Raw genomic sequence first — 15,757 nt, forward strand, 5'->3', positions numbered from 1 at the left:
ACCCGCCCGGGTCACGGCCGCCCCGCGAACGGGACGATGGCCGAGGGAACGGTGGTGCTCGCGAACGGGTGCTGCCACAGCCCGCGCCGCGCGAGGACCGGCAGGACGCCCTCCCCGAACCAGTACGCCTCCTCCAGGTGCGGATAGCCGGAGAGGACGAACTCCTCGATGCCCAGGGCCTGGTACTCGGCGATCAGATCGGCGATCTCCTCGTGCGAACCGACCATGGCCGTGCCCGCACCGCCGCGCACCAGGCCGATACCTGCCCACAGGTTCGGATGGATCTCCAGCCCGTCCCGGCCGCCGCCGTGCAGCGCGAGCATCCGGTGCTGCCCCTCCGACTCGCTGCGCGCGAGGCCCTCCTGCACGGACCGGATGGTCTGCTCGTCGAAGCCCGACAGCAACCGCCCCGCCTCGGCCCACGCCTGCTCGGAGGTGTCGCGTGCGATCACGTGGAGCCGGATGCCGAAGCGCACGGTCCGGCCCTCCTCGGCGGCGAGCTTCCTGATCCAGGCGATCTTCTCGGCGACGGCCGCGGGCGGCTCCCCCCAGGTGAGGTAGACGTCACTGTGCCGGGCCGCGACCACGCCCGCGGCGGGAGAAGAACCGCCGAAGTAGATCTCGGGTACCGGATCGGGCACCCGCGCCAGCTTGGCGTCCTCCACCCGCAGGTGCTCGCCCGCGTGGTCCACGCTCCTGCCCTGCCACAACTCCCGCACGATGTGCAGGAATTCGCCGGTCCGCGCGTACCGGCCGTCCTTGTCGAGGAAGTCGCCGTAGGCGCGCTGCTCGTGGCTCTCGCCGCCGGTGACGATGTTCAGCAACAGCCGGTTTCCGGTGAGCCGTTGGTACGTGGACGCCATCTGCGCCGCGAGGGTCGGCGACACGGAGCCGGGCCGGAAGGCCACCAGGAACTTGAGGCGTTCGGTGTGCTGGCTGATCAGGGCCGTGGTGAGCCAGGCGTCCTCGCACCAGGCGCCCGTCGGGGTCAACGCGCCGACGAAGCCGAGCTGTTCGGCCGCGAGCGCGATCTGCGTGAGGTAGGGGACGCTCGGCGGACGGTCACCGCCCGCCGCCGTGACGGGCGTACCGTGACCGCCTCCCACCACGTGCCGGCTGTCGCCGTTGGTGGGGAGGAACCAGTGGAACGTGAGAGACATGGGAGAACCCTTTCGGTGCGGGGAGCCGGGGAGCCGGGGAGCGGGGGATTCGGGGAGTCGGGAGCCGGGGAACCGAGGTCCCGGCGGGCCGTCGGGCCGCCGGGACCGCTCAGAGGAGCCCGTGGCGGGGCGGCCGGGTGCCGTTGAGTGCCCAGCGACCCAGGTGCTGCACCTTCCAGCGCGTCGGGTCGTGCAGGGTGTGGGTCCGGGCATCGCGCCAGTGCCGATGCAGATTCAGGGAGTCGAGCGCCGCACGGGTGCCCGCCACCTCGAAGAGCGCCGAGCCGGTCTCGACCGCGGCTTCGGCGGCGACGACCTTGGCCGCCGCCACCGCGAGGGATGCCTCGGCGGCGGAGTCGTCGGTGAGATCGGCCTCCGCGCGGTCGACCGCGCGTGCCGCCTCCGCGAGCAGGGCGTCGGACGACCGTACGCGCAAGGACAGTTCGCCGAACCGCTGGATGAGGAGCGGGTCTTCGGACGCCTTCTCCACTCCGCTCTCGAACCAGGGCCGGCTCTTCGTCCGGACGAACGCGGCGGCCTCCTCCAGAGCCCCCGCCGCGATCCCCGCGTCGATGGCGGCGTGCAGCAACTGGGCGACGGCGCCGTGCAACTGCGGCCCGCGGAAGGTCAGGTGGTGCGGCACCACCCGGTCGGCCGGCACCCGGACGCCGTCGAGCCGGACCGACCCGCTCGCGGTCGTGCGCTGCCCCATGCCGTCCCAGTCGTCCACCACGGTGACACCGGCCGCGGAGCGCGGCACGTAGGCCACCCACAGCTCCTCGTCCTCGCCCCGGGCCAGCACGGGTATCCAGTGCGCGTAGAGGGCCCCGGTCGAGTAGTGCTTCCGGCCGGTCAGCAGGAAGCCGCCGTCCCCGTCGGCCGTGAGCCGCGTCCGGATGTCCTGGACGTGCTTCGTACCCGCCTCGGACTGGGCGTTGCCGAGACGGTGGCCGGCCAGTACCTCGCCGAAGAAGAACCGGCGCTGGTCCTCGCTGCCCCGGGCGCGCAGCACGTTGACGTACACGAAGTGGCTCTGCGGGATCTGCGCGAGGCTGGCGTCGGCCGAGGCGAGGGTCCGTACGACACGGGCCAGGGTGGTGTGACGTACTCCGGCTCCGCCGTACGCCCCGGGCACGGTGATGCCGAGAAGGCCGGAGGAGGAGAGGCGGTCGAGCTCCGCGTGCGGCAGCCGGCGCTCCGAGTCCCGGGCGGCGGCCCCCGGGCGGAACTCCGCGGCCAGTTCGGACGCGAGGGCGAGCGCCTCCGCGTCGTCGCGGACGACATGGGCTGCGGACGGACCGCCGTCGGAGACGGGAGGAGGTGCGGCGGAAACGGTCATCGGGACTCCGGAGGGTCGGGTGCGGGGGTGCAGGCGTGTGGGCGTTGGTACGGGCGGGCGGGTGCCCCCGTCCCCCGCCCGGATCACCCGGCGGCGTACAGGGAGCGGCGAGGTGCGGCCGCGGAGAGGGCGGCGGAGAACTGGTCGACGATGCCGTACAGCGGCGCGGCGGCCGGGGCGGCCAAGGTGACCTGGCCGTCCGGCGAGGCGGAGACGTCCTTGTCGAGGACGAACCACCCCTGGGTGATGTGGCCCGCGCCCATGGAGTTGAGCACCGGGCGCAGGGCGTAGTCGACGGCGAGGACGTGTGCGACGGACCCGCCGGTGGCCAGCGGCAGCACCGTCTTCCCAGCCAGCGCGTACTGCGGGAGCAGGTCCAGCAGTGCCTTGAGGAGCCCGGAGTAGGCGGCCTTGTAGACGGGCGTGCCGATGACCAGACCGTCCGCCCGCTCCACCAGCGCCGCCACCCTGGCGATGGCCGGATGGCCCGGGTCGGCCCCCAGCAGGGCCTGCGCGGGAAGGTCGCGCACATCGAGCGCGACGACCTCGTGCCGGTCCGCCTCCAGGCGGGCATCGAGATGGCGCAGCAGCCGGGAGGTGCGGGAAGTGGCGGAAGGACTGCCGGACACGGACAGGACGAAGGCCATCGGAACTCCAGAGAACGGCACCGGCGCGGGGGCGGCCGGGGCAGGGGGAACGGTCGGAGGGCAGGGCGCCGGCCGGCGGCGCAGGGCGGCAGGGGCGCAGTGGGCCACGCGGGACGACACGGCGCGGGCGGACGCGGAGCACGGACACCGGCCGGAGCGTGCGGCAGGAGCTCGTGAACGGGCGGCGCTGCCCGCACGGCGATCGGGAAACCTGTGCACCTACGGCGTGTCCACGGCAAGGTATGGGCTGCGCCGCGGCGCACCGGACGACGCGAACGCGACCACCGCGGAAGTCGTCACCGGACGTCGGACGTGGACGCGACGGTGGCGCCCCGCCCCCGCACACCACCGGTGCGTACCGCCGCGCCGAGGCACTCGCGGGGCATGGGGCAAGGGTGCGGCGCAGGAGGCGGACCGGGCGGGAGGAGACCCCCGGGACTCGCTACGGCAGGAAGGTCAGCGGCCGTGGCCGGGACGACAACCGTGGCAGGGGCGACAGACGGCGCTGGAGACACGCGCGAGGTCGACATGGCGCCGCCGCGTGAGGTCCACTCGCTTGTCCATGGTCACCGATCCGCTGGGAGGAGGTGGAGCTTGTCCGGCCGGGTCCGGGCCCACCCGACCAGCGGGGAACCCGTACCACCGGGGAACGCGGTCCGCGCGGCCCTCGTGGCCGCCGACTGTCCGTTCCTGTCTGGGAGCGTACCGGCAGTCGGGGCACGGGTGGGAGTCGGTATCGGCGAACCGTTGATAGGGTTTCCCTCTCACCTTTCCCTCCGGCTGCGGCTGTTGACGCTTCCGTCGGGTCGCCCCTCACGGAGGACGAGCCATGCGCATCGAACAGCTGGAGTGCATCGCGGCGGTGACGAGAACCGGCTCGCTGCGCCGCGCCGCCGGTGAACTGCACCTCTCCCAGCCCGCGTTGAGCGAGACGGTACGCAACCTGGAGCGCGAGCTGGGCGTCGACCTGCTGGACCGCCGCCGGTCCGGTGCCCGGATCAGCGAACAGGGCCGGGAACTCCTGCCGCACATCGTCGAGGTGCTGGAGTCGGTGGACCGACTGCGCCGGGCCGCCCACGACCAGCACCACAGCAGCCGGACCGTGCGGGTCGGCACGGTGAACGCGGCGACGGTGCCGCTGCTGATGCCCGCGATGCGGGACTTCCGGTCCACCCACCCCGCCACCCAGGTCGAGGTCATCGGGACGCAGCAGGAGGACATCCACCGGGGGCTGCGGGAAGGCGCGTTCGACCTCGGGCTCGTCAATTATCTTTTGGGCGACGACACTCCACCGGACATGGAGACCACCGAGCTGCTGCGCGGACGGCCCGTGGTCTGCATGCGGCCGGACAGCCCGCTCGCCGGCCGGGAGGTGGTGACCCCGGAGGACCTGCTCACCGAACCGCTGATCGGCATGCGCCCCGGCTATGTCATGCACCGCTACACCCACCGGCTGCTGGAGGGGCGTGGGCTGTCGTTCAGCTATGCGACGGACGGTGCGGAGCTCGGCAAACTGATGGTCGCCGAGGGGCTCGGAGTGACCGTGCTGCCCGACTTCAGTGTGTCCGGGGACCCGTTGGAGCGGGCCGGGGTGCTCGTCTCCCGGCCGCTGTCGGACGACGCGACGAGGGTGCTGGTCGTTGTCCAGCGCCCCCGAAGCGGCTCCTTTCCGCGCGCGGCCCGCGAGTTGCGGTCCACGCTGCTCGTACGCGCCGCGCGGTACGCGAGACTGCGGACGGGCGACGAGGCGGCCGAGGAGCAGGGCGGCCGGTGACGGCCGGACCAGGGCACCGGCCGCGCCTCAGGACGCGGGACGGCGCCGGCGCACCCCGGGAGCCGGTCACGGTAGGGGCGCCGGACGTGGGACGCGCGGGTCGGTGACGGACCGGCAGCGGGTCCACCCGCCCGCCTCCACCGCCGGGTGCGGGATCTCCACCGGGCGCCCGGCGGGTTCGCCGAGACCGTGGGCGGCCGTGAAGGCGTCGTCGTACACCGTGCCGAGATACCGTTCGGGCCCGTCCGGGAACACCGTGACGACGACCGCCTCCGGGTGCGTACGGGCCGCCCAGGCGGACACGAGGGCGACGGCTCCGGTACTCCATCCGCCGCTGACGAAATTCCCCGACGCGAGCCGCCGGCAGGCGTGTACGGCCTCGGCCGGTCCGACCCAGTGGACCTCGTCGAACGCCGCGTACAGGACGTTGCGCGGCCGGATGCTGCTGCCCAGGCCGCGCATCAGGCGGGGGCGGGCCGGCGGACCGAAGATCGTCGAGCCCGTCGCGTCCACCCCGATGAGCCGCAGGCCGGGCAGGCGCCGGCGGAGCGGTCCGGCGATCCCGGCGCTGTGGCCTCCCGAGCCGACACTGCACACGAGGATGTCGATCCGGTCGAGCCGGTCGGTCAGTTCGGACGCGAGTGAGACGTATCCGGCCGCGTTGTCGGGGTTGCCGTACTGATCGGGCCAGTAGGCCCCGGGCGTCCGCCGAAGCAACTCGTGGAGCCGGAGCAGCCGGGCAGCCTGCCAGCCGCCTTCTCGCGCCGGACGGTCCACGAAATCCAGCCGGGCACCGTAGGCGCGCAGCAACTTCCTCAACGGTGGTTCGAGTTCGGCGTCCACCACCAGGGTGACCGGGTGTCCCAGGGCCTGCCCCGCGAAGGCGAGCCCGATCCCGAGCGTGCCGGAGGTCGACTCCATCACCGGCGCACCGGGCGGCAGTTCACCGCGCGCCCTGGCGCCCAGCAGCATCGAGACCGCCGGTCGCGCCTTCATGCCCCCGACGCCCAGCCCTTCGAGCTTCGCCCAGAATCCCGGGTGCGGCCCCGCGAGATCGGTGGTGACGCGGGCCAGCGGGCTCTGTCCCACGAGGCCGAGCAGCGCACGGTTCTCGACCGGGGCGCGGACGGCCGTGGTCACGGAGTGCCTCCGGTGTGTCCGCCGTAGAGGTGCACGGTGCCGGGGCCGCCGTCGAGCCAGAAGAACGGATACGGCTCCGCGCAGACCGCCGCGACGCCCGCCCCGACGAGCCGGGGCAGGATCGCGCTGCCGGTCTGGGCGAACATCACCAGCGGCTTGCCCCACCGCCCGGCGTGGATGCGCAACTCCTCGAACGTGCCGTTCCCCAGGGTCATTCCGGAGGCGAGCACGGCGTCGCAGTGTTCCAGGGCCGCGAACGCGTCCGTCGTCACGGCCTCGCCCCACTCCGTGGTGCCGCCCTTGAGATCGCACGGGACGTAGCCGAGTCCGCGCATGCGCAAGGCCTCCAGCAGGGAGTTGACGACCCCCACCACCAACACCGTTCTCCCTGGCGGGAGTCGCAGCAGACTCACCACGGCTCGTGCCCTCGCCCGCGATCTCACCAGCGAACTACCACCAGGAAGAGCCCAGTTCCTCGCACCGGACGTGGCGCCGTGCGGAAGGACGTGCATCAGATAGGCGTCCAGGGCGGCCACGCGGACCGGTCGGAGAGGATGTGAGAGCAGACTACGGGCATGTGAGCCCGCACAATCCGCCACCACGTCGCCGGGCAGCGCACCCGGCTCCACCGCGCACGAACCCACCGCACCTGCCAGTCGCAGGCTCAACACCTCATTGCGGTAGCCGGTGTTCCGTCCGTCGTGGTGCACGGCCTGGTGCGTGGTGAACGCCGAGGCGATCCGCAGGGACTCCGGGAGGGGGCCGAACTCCCCGGCGAGGACCCGCTCGACGAGCTCGGGGTACGAGCCCGCGCGCGCTCGGGGGCCGGTCACGGCCGGACCCGCGTCCATCAAGGGGGCCATGGGTGTCTCCTTCGTGGTGCGGGATCTCCGAGCGCGACAGCAGGACCCGGATGAGGGGCGGGCGCCCGGAGGGATCACGTTATCGACAATCATTTTCATTGTCATCTCGGCCTCGATGGAGAGCGGTACCGCGTCGGCTCGCGGGACGTGCGGGAACTGCGCCGACTGCCTGCGGGAGACGTGTTGGGGCCTGTCGCCCCGCCGGCGGCTGGACCGGTGCCGGTCCCCGGCCGCCCCCACTGCCTCGCGCGCCGCGGGTGCCCGGGGAATCCGGGATCATGAAGCATGCTTCCGGACCACTGGCGCCTCACCCGCGACATCGACGACTTCCTCGCCCGAGCCGGGGAATTCCTCCGCTCGCGCCCCGCCCTGCACAACACGCCGCTGACGGACATCGAGAACCTGCGGATACGCCGCTCGGCCGAACGTGACGTCGGGACAGGCATGTTCGGCAGGCTGATGTCGGAGGGCGAGGTCCGTGCGATCTTCTATCTCACTCCACGCGGACGCCTGGGTCTCACGTCCCTCGCCGCCGGCCGGACCGACGCTCTCGCCGCCCGGCTGGCCGAACTGGGCCACAGCCCCTCCCACGTCATCGCGGACAAGGACACGGCCGACGCGTTCGCCGAATCGTGGCAGCGGACCACGGGTGCGGCGGCCGTGCCCTTCTGGCGGACCCACCTCTACCGTCTCGGCACGCTCGTCCCGCCACGACCGGGCCCGGAAGGGCAGGGGCGCCGTACGGGCGGCGAGGACCGTGAGCACATCACGCGCTGGTGCCGTGAGTTCTGCGTCGATGTCGGGGAGCAGCCCTCGATCGAGCTGATCGACGCCGGCTTCTGGGTGGATTCGCGTTTCGGCGACAGGCACTTCACCTTCTGGGAGACTCCGGACGGCGTCCCCGTCTCGATGGCTGCTACAACCTCGGTCGTCGGCGGCATGGTCCGGGTGGATCCCGTCTACACCCCGGCCCACCTCCGCGGACGCGGCTATGCGGGAGCCGTGACGGCCGAGGCGAGCAGGGCCGCGCTCGCCGCGGGCGCGACGGAGGTGGTCCTGTTCACGGACCCGGACAACCCCACCAGTAACGCCCTCTACCAGCGCCTCGGATACGTCCACCTCGCCGACTTCGCCGGGTACAGGTTCTCCTGAGTCCCGTCGGCAACCACAAAGGCCCCTCGGCCTCGTGGTGCGTGTGATCAGTGGCACCATACGACGAGCCGTACGTTCTGTGTGCGCCGTGCACGTGGGCGGCGTGACGTTCTGTGTGCGCTGTGCACGTGGGCCGCGCGCATCACGGTCCGGACCCGGCCCCGGTAACTCTTGTCGCCCGCGTCGAGGGAGCGACTCCGTTGGCCGGCCTGTCCGTCCCCGTCCGGCCTGTCCGTCCCCGTCCGGCCTGTCCGTCCCCGTCCGGCCGGTCGCGGCGACGTCGGCCCGGGTGAGCCAGGTCGCGCCCAAGGTGTCGGAAACCCGCCCGCACGCGGCGAAGTGGCTCTTCGGCCCCCGACCGGCCCGGAGGGGCGACGCGTGGCACGCGCCGCCCCTCCGTCCTGCCGCGCTCCGGCCGATGCCGGCCCGGCTCAGTCCACGTAGGTGATGTCGGAGGAGCTGTAGATGCAGTACGTGCCATCGGCGCCCGAACCGGTCTCGGACGGCTCTCCGCTCGTCACCCCCTTGTACTTCTTGCAGATGTCGATGTCGCGGTCCTCGTCGTCGTAGATCGTGACGCCCGAGATCTTGGCCGTGTCGCCGTAGTTGGTGTTGATGCCCACCACGGACGTGCCCGGCGCGGTGATCCAGACGTTGGAGATCTCGACGTGACGGCCGTACTGCGTCGAGCAGTTGCCGCAGGATCGGTACAGCTTGCCGAAGTCGTCGACCTGGAAGTTCTTGATGACGACCGTGCCGGCGCCGTTGTGCTGGAAGACCTTGTCGTCCGCCAGCCGCGCACCGCCGCCGTCGACCGTGGCGACCTGCGAGGAGGAGCTGCCGCGGAAGGTCGCCGCGTCCTCGCCCACGTCCTCCCACCAGACGTTCTTGAGCGTGCAGGCACCGGCGCAGTGGACGCCGTCGGCCGCGGGCGAGCCGAGGATGACGTTCTGCAGGGTGGCGCCGGCGGCCAGTTCGAACATCGCCGGCTGGTCCTCGTCCTGGCCGTCGCTGCCCAGGTCACCGGTTCCGTAGAAGCGCTTCAGGCTGCCGTCGTAGGTGCCGGACACCTGGATGCTGGCCGAGACGGCCTGGCTCCCGCTGGCGGTCGGCCAGGAGGGCTTCGACCCCGAGCTGGGCGGCGTGGTCGTGGGCGGGGTCGTCGTCGGCGGGTCGGTCGGGGTCGTGGTCGACCCGGCCGCGGTGAACGTCCAGCGCTTGCTGGTCACCGAGTCGCAGGAGTTCTGCTGGACCAGGGTGCCGGCGCTGGTGGCGGAGTCCTTGGTGTTGAGGCACTTGCCGCCGTTGCTGTTGATGACCTGGTAGATGCTTCCGCTCACCTGGGTGAGGGTCCACACCTGGGTCGCCGCTCCGCTGCAGGTCTGCTGTTCCACGGCCTTGCCGGCGCTGGTGGAGGCGTCCTTCACACCGGCGCACTTACCACTGTGCGAGGCGATCAGGGTGTAGCCGCTGCCGGAGGCCGTGAGCTTCCAGGTCTGCGCCGCGGTGCCCGCGCAGGTGTTCTGGGTGAGCTGGGTGCCGACGGCGGTACTGGCGCCCGGGACTTCCAGACACAGTCCGCTGCCGGCGTTCTTCAGGGTGTACGAGCCGGCTGCGGGTGCGGCCGAGGCCGAGCCGGTGGCGAAGAGGGCGGTGAGCGTCGCCGCTATGAGAGCGGCGACCGCGAGGAACGAGGCGGCTGCCCTGCCGCCCCGCCTTCTGGCATGCTGATTCTCCGTGCGCATTCGAGGGTCCTTTCACCGCCTGCGGCGTCCTCCGCAGGCACCAGGAAGTGTTGGTGCGGTGGTAAAGGCAAGCTCCCGGCCGGGAAAACATGAGGAACGGTGTTCGTTCATCTGAACCGAGTTCTTGTATGCGAACGCCGGTGACGGTACGTCAACCGGAATCGGCGGTCAATGGGTTGCGCGCGAACCGATACGAAGGGGCTCCCGGGCCGTCGGCCGGGCCTGCCGAGGAGCCGGAACCGGACCGGGCACCCCCGTGGACGGAGCTCAGGACTCCTTGGCCGGCCTCCGCCGTGCGCCGTTGCCGCTCAGCCTCCGCATCACCCGGCGCAGCAGGGGGTGGCGCTCGTGCAGTTCGGCCGACCGGCGGTCGAGTTCCTCGCCGAGCCGCTCCGTACGCTTGTCGATGTCGAGCTCGTCGAGGACGCGGTCCACCTCGGCCAGCAGCGCACCGTGCAACTGCCACTGCCTGGGGTGCTCCTGCACGTCTTCCAGCAACAGATCGGCGACCCGGTCGCGCGTCCGGCGGCCCCGCGCCAGCGCCTCGGCGAGGCGGTCCTCGGCCTGCTCGCCGCCCGTCGCGAGCGGACTGGTGATCAGCCGGGCGAACGCCTCGATGGCCTCGGCGAGTTGGTCGAAGAGTTCGGTCAGGCCCTCGCCCACGTCCTCGGGGAACATCGTCTCCTCGGTGCGCTGCTTGGCCAGATCCGTCAGGGTACGGGTCAGCACGCGCAGCACGACCGCACAGATTTCCAGCGTGTCCAGACCGGTCCGGAGCACGACTCGGTTCAGCAGCCCCTGGCGCACCCTCGGGTTGAGCATGAGGCTCTCCTCGGCCTGCCGCAGCGAGGCGTCCACCTCCACGATGTCGTGGTCGAGACGGCGCGCCTCGTGCAGCCGGGCGGCCGCCTCGGGTACGGGGATGTGGCCGCCGATCTCCTGACCCATGGCGCGCAGCATCGAGCCCATCCGGGTGGCCAGTCCCTCGATGGAGGCGCCGGCCGTCTCCACCCACACCGGAGGCGCGAAAAAGAGGTTGAAGAGCAGGCCCACCCCGGCGCCGATCAGCGTTTCCAGGATGCGGTCCCACGCGGTGTCGGCGACCTGGGAGACGCCCAGTACGAGCATCGCGCTGATCGCCACCTCGGGGACGAACTCGTTGACCCGCACGACCCGGCCGATCAGCAGCGCGGTGAAGATCGTCAGCCCGAGACTCCACCAGTTCAGGCCCACCAGCGCGCTGAAGCCGATCGCGATGAGGACTCCGACGATCACCGAGTTGACTCTGCGGATGCCGGTGGTCAGGGTCGCGTAAAGGGTGACCTGCACGACCAGCAGCGCCGTCAGCGGAGCGGTCAGCGGCGCCGGCTGAGGCAGCGTCGCCTGGGCCACGGAGAACGCGATGACCGCCGCGGCCGTGGAACGCAGGGTCTGCACGGCCGCCGGTTCGGTGGTGCGCCGGACGAGTTCGAGTACGGGTGCGGAGACTCCAGACATTCCTGCAATCTGCCCCGAAGACCGCCCTCGCAGCGCCCCCGCTCCCAGGTGCCACCGTACGGACGCAAGGCCGGGCCCGCTCCGGTCGCCGCGGGCGGGGCCGCACCGCGAGGGCGGCGACCGGAGCGGTGGCTACCAGGCCGTCCGGCCCAGAGCTTCCTCGATCCGGTCCCGGTCCCAGGCGCCGTCCGCCACCAGCACCCGGTAGCGCCGCGTCAGGGTCCGGCCGGGGTCGAGCACCAGCTCCTCGTGGAACGCGAACGACGGGGCCATGCCCGCGTAGGAGTCGTTGCGTACGAACCAGTGGGCCGGGTGCTCCCCGTGCGCGCCCGTGTGGTCGTTCTCGGGAGCGTGGGCCATGACGACCGTGGCGTGCCCGTCGAAGCCGTCGTGCTCCCCGGTGTACGCGAGCCAGTCGGACTGCCGGCCCATCAGGCCCGGCCCCTCGCCGTCGGCGGAGAACACCCGGCCGCCCCGGAAGGCGCGGGGGCCGCGCCAGAACAACCCGGTGTACCCGGCTCCGGCCCGGCCGTGGGTGGCCGGACTGCCGAACCGCAATGGCTCCGTACGCCGGTTGGTCACCGCGCTCGACCACGTCAGGGCCCAGCTTCCGGCCGCCGGGTCGATGTCGTGCACTTCCACCCTCCGCACCTCGTCGGCCCAGAGCTCACCGGTGTACGGATGCCAGGTCAGCCGCTCCGCGAGGGTGACCCCGTCCTCCCGCGCCGAGATCTCGTCGAACCCGGCGTGCGCCATCGAGCCCACCCGTTCGGGCAGCGGTTGGTAACCCTCGCCGTGCACGTAGGAGTTGCCGCCCCAGAGGTTCTGCCCCGACAGGTGCGAGGCGGTCATCTGCAGCCCCTTGTGCCAGCGGTGGTCGTTGGGGCGGTAGTCGGTGACGATACGCCCCGCCAGCGTGCGCAGCGGATGGATGTACGGCTTCGGCGCCTCCCAGGCGGCCTCGGCCCGGTAGACGTACCGCAGCAGCTCCACCCCGGTGTCGGCGACGCGGACACGGACATCCTCGCCGTGCCGGTGGACGAGGGCGGGCTTCCCGGTCATGCGGTGGTCTCCATCCTGGTGTGCGCGGTGCTTGTGGTGCCCTCAGTGCCTGTGGTGCTCCCGGGATTTCCGGCCACGGGCGCCCAGCCCGGCGCGTCGCCGTGCAGGGCGCGGTAGTACGGATCGTCCGGACCGATGTCGCCCGCCCGGACGGAGTCCCCGGTGAAGGCCGCCTTGTAGAGCGCGGTGACCAGCTCCAGGCTCTTGCGGCCGTCCGCCCCGCTGCCGCGCGGCCTGCGGCCGGCCCGTAGATCGACGAGCAGACCGCGCAGCTGGGCCTCGTGCGAACTGGGCACGTCCGCACCGAAATCCCGCCATGCGGCTACCCGCTCGGGCGGTGTTCCGGGGGCCGGAGTGATCCGCCAGTCCGCGTTGCGGTGCCCGTACAGATGGGTCAGCTCCACCGTGGCGTGCCGGCAGTCGATGCGGATGCGGCTCACCTCGTCGGGGCTGAGCACGCTGTTGACGACCGTTGCCAGGGTCCCCCCGGCGAACCGCACCAAGGCGGTGGAGACGTCCTCCGTCTCCACGTCGTGCACCAGCCGTCCGGCCATCGCACGGATCTCCTCCCACGGGCCGAGCAGGTCGAGCAGCAGATCCATCTGATGGATGCCGTGCCCCATCGCCGGACCACCGCCCTCGCTGTCCCACCGCCCCCGCCAAGGCGCCGCGTAGTACGCCTCGTCGCGGTACCAGGTGGTCTGGCAGTGGGCCACCAGCGGTCTGCCCAGCGCACCGGACGAGAGCAGCCTCCGCACGTGGTCCGCCCCCGAACCGAACCGGTGCTGGAAGACGATCGCCGCGTAGGGGCCGCCCGGCTCCTGGGCCTCCGCCGCCTCGATCGCGTCGAAGTCCGCGAGCGAGGGACACGGCGGCTTCTCGCACCAGACCCAGGCGCCGGCCCGTAGCGCGGCGACCGTCTGGTCCCGGTGGAAACGCGGCGGGGTGCACAGGACGACGAGATCCGGACGCTGTTCGGCCAGCATCGCCGTCATGTCCGAGTAAACGGCGGCGGCGATACCGGCCCGTGCGCGGAACGCCTCGGCCGCGACCGCGTCGTGGTCGACCGCCGCGACGATCTCCAGCGGCTGCTCCTTCGCGAGCGCGGCGAGCGCGGGCAGATGGCCGACGCGGGCGATGGCACCCGTGCCGACGATCGCGACGCGCACCGGACGGAGAGGTGGGACGGGAGTGGGCATGACGGACCCTCGACTCGACGGAACGGGCGCGCCCGCAGCGTAGCAAGCGCTTTCTATCCCGAACCTAGGTGCCCCGCCCGGAGCCGGTCAAGAGAGACGGCGGCGCGGTCGCCGGGACCGGAGGGCGGCTCCGAACAGCGGCCGGCGTACCGCCAGCGCCACTCCGCGTGGCGCCCGGCGCACCGCATCGCCCCTGCTGAGCGGCGTGCACGCGGCGTGAAAACCGCGTTGCGGGCTCGGCCCAGGTGCTGCGACGCTGCCCTTCATGCCCGACAACGACACACGCCCCGACCCTTCTCTCGCGGATCTCTTCTCCCGGGGGCGGCTGAAGTCCGTCCCGCGCAAGGCCGCCCGCCGGGGTCCGCTGCTGGCCCACCTCGCCGAGGCGCTCTTCCAGCCCGGACGGGACTACACGGAACGCGAGGTCAACGACGCGCTTCTGACGGTCCACGACGACGCGGCGGCCCTTCGCCGCTATCTGGTCGAGGCGCGGTTGCTGACCCGTACCCGCGACGGCAGCGCCTACCGGTGCGCGGGGGAGGGCTCCGTCACCTGACGGTGGGCCCGGAGAACGCCAGTACCGGGGGTGGAAAGAGCCAGGTGGAGGCCGTGTGCTGAACTGTCCGGAATCCGAACGATTCAGGAGCAGCACCATGAGCAGTTTCCGTCACCCGGGCGTCGTCTTCACGGACCGCAGGTTCACCGTCCCCCTCGATCACGCCGACCCCACGGGCGAGCGGATCGAGGTCTTCGGCCGGGAGGCGGTCGCGCCGTCGAAGGCCGGCGAGGACCTTCCCTGGCTGGTCTACCTGGAAGGAGGCCCGGGCTTCGGAGCGCGGCGTTTCGTCGGTACGGAGGCATGGCTCGGCAGGGCCCTCGAAGACTTCCGTGTACTCCTCCTCGACCAGCGGGGCACCGGACTCTCCACCCCGGCGAACCGGCAGACCCTGCCGATGCGCGGCGGACCCGCCGAACAGGCCGCGTACCTGGGCCACTTCCGGTCCGACAACATCGTGCGGGACTGCGAACTGATCCGCGCCCAGCTCACCGGCGGGCGTCCCTGGACGGTACTCGGCCAGTCCTTCGGCGGGTTCTGTGCCGTCCGCTATCTGTCGGCGGCCCCCGAAGGCCTGTCGGCCGTCCTGATCACGGGCGGACTTCCGTCGCTCGACGCCCACGCGGACGAGGTCTACCGGGCCGCGTACCCGCGCATCGAGCGCAAGGTCGCCGCCCACTACGCCCGTTACCCGCAGGACGTCGCGCGGGCGCGCGAGATCGCCGCACACCTCGCCTCGCACCGCGTCGAGTCCGCCGGCCACCCGCTCACGCCCGAGGGTTTCCAGTCGCTCGGCATCCTGCTCGGCGGCAGCCAGGGAAGCCATCAGCTGCACTACCTGCTGGAGAACGCCTTCGTCGCCACGGCGGACGGCCCCGCCCTCTCGGACGCCTTCCAGGAGGCCGTGCGCACGGCGAACTCCTTCGCCGGGCACCCGCTGTACGCCCTGATGCACGAGGCGATCTACGGCCAGGACGAGCGGCCCACCGCCTGGTCCGCCGAACGCGTCCGCGCCGAGTTCCCGCAGTTCGACGCCCGAGCCGCACTCGCCGGGGACGGTCCGCTGCTCTTCACCGGCGAGAGCATCCACCCCTGGCACTTCGAGACGGACCCCGCGCTGCGCCCGCTGCGCGAGACCGCTGAGCTGCTGGCCGCCCGCACCGACTGGCCGGAGCTGTACGACAAGGAGCGGCTCGCCGTCAACGAGGTGCCGGTCGCGGCGGCCGTCTACCACGACGACATGTACGTGGACACGGCCCACGCCCTCGCCACGGCGTCGGGCATCCGGGGGCTGCGGACCTGGGTGACCAACGAGTTCGAGCACGACGGCCTGCGTGCGGGCGGGCCCCGGGTGCTGGACCGCCTGCTGGCCATGGTCCGCGACGACGTCTGAGGACGCCGGTACGTCGCACGAACGGTGCGGGGCGCGGTTGCGAGGCCGGGTCGTGAGGCCCCGCGCGCGCTCCGGCGGGGGGAGAGGCGAGGCGGCGATCCGCCTCTCCGCCCGTCGACCGGACCTGTGCGTCTCAGCCCGCTGGCTCGCACGGCTCGACGGAACGCGGCGCCGGGTCGTCGCCGAAGTCGAGGGCGGTGTCCGTCAGCTTGATGACGTGTTCGTCGCCG

Annotated in this window: 13 protein-coding genes and 2 pseudogenes; 4 read left to right on the forward strand and 11 right to left on the reverse strand. The window is 72.2% G+C overall.

The annotated features are described in order from the left end of the window. Positions 1-11: 11 nt before the first annotated feature. The 4 genes from OHA55_RS33315 to OHA55_RS36625 all read right to left on the reverse strand — a co-directional run bounded on the left by OHA55_RS33315 (position 12) and on the right by OHA55_RS36625 (position 3,710). Positions 12-1,160, reverse strand: coding sequence for an LLM class flavin-dependent oxidoreductase (locus OHA55_RS33315; RefSeq protein WP_266713658.1), 1,149 nt, complete (start codon positions 1,158-1,160; stop codon positions 12-14). 109 nt (positions 1,161-1,269) lie between these two features. Continuing rightward, complete coding sequence (locus OHA55_RS33320; RefSeq protein WP_266713660.1) at positions 1,270-2,499, reverse strand: SfnB family sulfur acquisition oxidoreductase; 1,230 nt, start codon at positions 2,497-2,499, stop codon at positions 1,270-1,272. Positions 2,500-2,582: 83 nt separating this feature from the next. Next, the gene (ssuE, locus tag OHA55_RS33325; RefSeq protein WP_266713662.1) at positions 2,583-3,146 is read right to left on the reverse strand and encodes an NADPH-dependent FMN reductase; all 564 of its coding nucleotides are present in this window, start codon (positions 3,144-3,146) and stop codon (positions 2,583-2,585) included. 456 nt (positions 3,147-3,602) lie between these two features. Next, on the reverse strand, positions 3,603-3,710 hold the full coding sequence (locus OHA55_RS36625) for a putative leader peptide (RefSeq protein ID WP_353963496.1): 108 nt from the start codon (positions 3,708-3,710) through the stop codon (positions 3,603-3,605). 265 nt (positions 3,711-3,975) lie between these two features. On the opposite strand from OHA55_RS36625, the gene OHA55_RS33330 reads away from it, so the two are divergent. Then, complete coding sequence (locus OHA55_RS33330) at positions 3,976-4,920, forward strand: LysR family transcriptional regulator (RefSeq protein ID WP_266713664.1); 945 nt, start codon at positions 3,976-3,978, stop codon at positions 4,918-4,920. A 66-nt stretch (positions 4,921-4,986) separates the two neighbouring features. Here the strand turns inward: OHA55_RS33330 and OHA55_RS33335 are convergent, their stop codons facing one another. Beyond that, positions 4,987-6,060 carry a PLP-dependent cysteine synthase family protein gene (locus OHA55_RS33335; RefSeq protein WP_266713666.1) on the reverse strand — a complete coding sequence of 358 codons (1,074 nt, stop codon included), beginning with the start codon at positions 6,058-6,060 and terminating at the stop codon, positions 4,987-4,989. Next, positions 6,057-6,923 carry a DUF364 domain-containing protein gene (locus OHA55_RS33340; RefSeq protein WP_266713668.1) on the reverse strand — a complete coding sequence of 289 codons (867 nt, stop codon included), beginning with the start codon at positions 6,921-6,923 and terminating at the stop codon, positions 6,057-6,059. Before OHA55_RS33340 ends, OHA55_RS33335 begins: the two co-directional genes overlap by 4 nt. A 285-nt stretch (positions 6,924-7,208) precedes the next feature. Here OHA55_RS33340 and OHA55_RS33345 point away from each other — a divergent pair, with 285 nt between their 5' ends. Then, positions 7,209-8,075: a GNAT family N-acetyltransferase gene (locus OHA55_RS33345; protein WP_266713669.1), complete on the forward strand. Its 867-nt coding sequence runs from the start codon at positions 7,209-7,211 to the stop codon at positions 8,073-8,075. 431 nt (positions 8,076-8,506) lie between these two features. Here the strand turns inward: OHA55_RS33345 and OHA55_RS33350 are convergent. The 5 genes and pseudogenes from OHA55_RS33350 to OHA55_RS33370 form a co-directional block, all read right to left on the reverse strand. Beyond that, positions 8,507-9,211 (reverse strand): annotated as a pseudogene (locus OHA55_RS33350) (pectate lyase); the annotation flags it as partial. A 66-nt stretch (positions 9,212-9,277) separates the two neighbouring features. Beyond that, positions 9,278-9,820 (reverse strand): annotated as a pseudogene (locus OHA55_RS33355) (RICIN domain-containing protein); the annotation flags it as partial. Between the two features lie 267 nt (positions 9,821-10,087). Beyond that, entirely contained in the window at positions 10,088-11,317 is a 1,230-nt protein-coding gene (locus OHA55_RS33360; protein ID WP_266713671.1) for an aromatic acid exporter family protein, read from the reverse strand. A gap of 132 nt (positions 11,318-11,449) precedes the next feature. Next, positions 11,450-12,379 (reverse strand): PmoA family protein, encoded by a 930-nt coding sequence (locus OHA55_RS33365; RefSeq protein WP_266713673.1) that lies wholly within the window; start codon positions 12,377-12,379, stop codon positions 11,450-11,452. Then, positions 12,376-13,578 carry a Gfo/Idh/MocA family protein gene (locus OHA55_RS33370; protein WP_266713675.1) on the reverse strand — a complete coding sequence of 401 codons (1,203 nt, stop codon included), beginning with the start codon at positions 13,576-13,578 and terminating at the stop codon, positions 12,376-12,378. The genes OHA55_RS33365 and OHA55_RS33370 overlap by 4 nt, the downstream gene beginning before the upstream one ends. 265 nt (positions 13,579-13,843) lie before the next feature. On the opposite strand from OHA55_RS33370, the gene OHA55_RS33375 reads away from it, so the two are divergent. Together OHA55_RS33375 and OHA55_RS33380 are read left to right on the forward strand one after the other, a co-directional pair. Then, positions 13,844-14,134 carry a DUF2087 domain-containing protein gene (locus OHA55_RS33375; RefSeq protein ID WP_266713677.1) on the forward strand — a complete coding sequence of 97 codons (291 nt, stop codon included), beginning with the start codon at positions 13,844-13,846 and terminating at the stop codon, positions 14,132-14,134. A 97-nt stretch (positions 14,135-14,231) separates the two neighbouring features. Then, positions 14,232-15,527 carry an alpha/beta fold hydrolase gene (locus OHA55_RS33380; RefSeq protein ID WP_266713679.1) on the forward strand — a complete coding sequence of 432 codons (1,296 nt, stop codon included), beginning with the start codon at positions 14,232-14,234 and terminating at the stop codon, positions 15,525-15,527. The last annotated feature ends 230 nt before the right edge of the window (positions 15,528-15,757 follow it).

Source organism: Streptomyces sp. NBC_00102, assembly GCF_026343115.1.
In the GTDB taxonomy this organism is placed as follows: Bacteria; Actinomycetota; Actinomycetes; order Streptomycetales; family Streptomycetaceae; genus Streptomyces.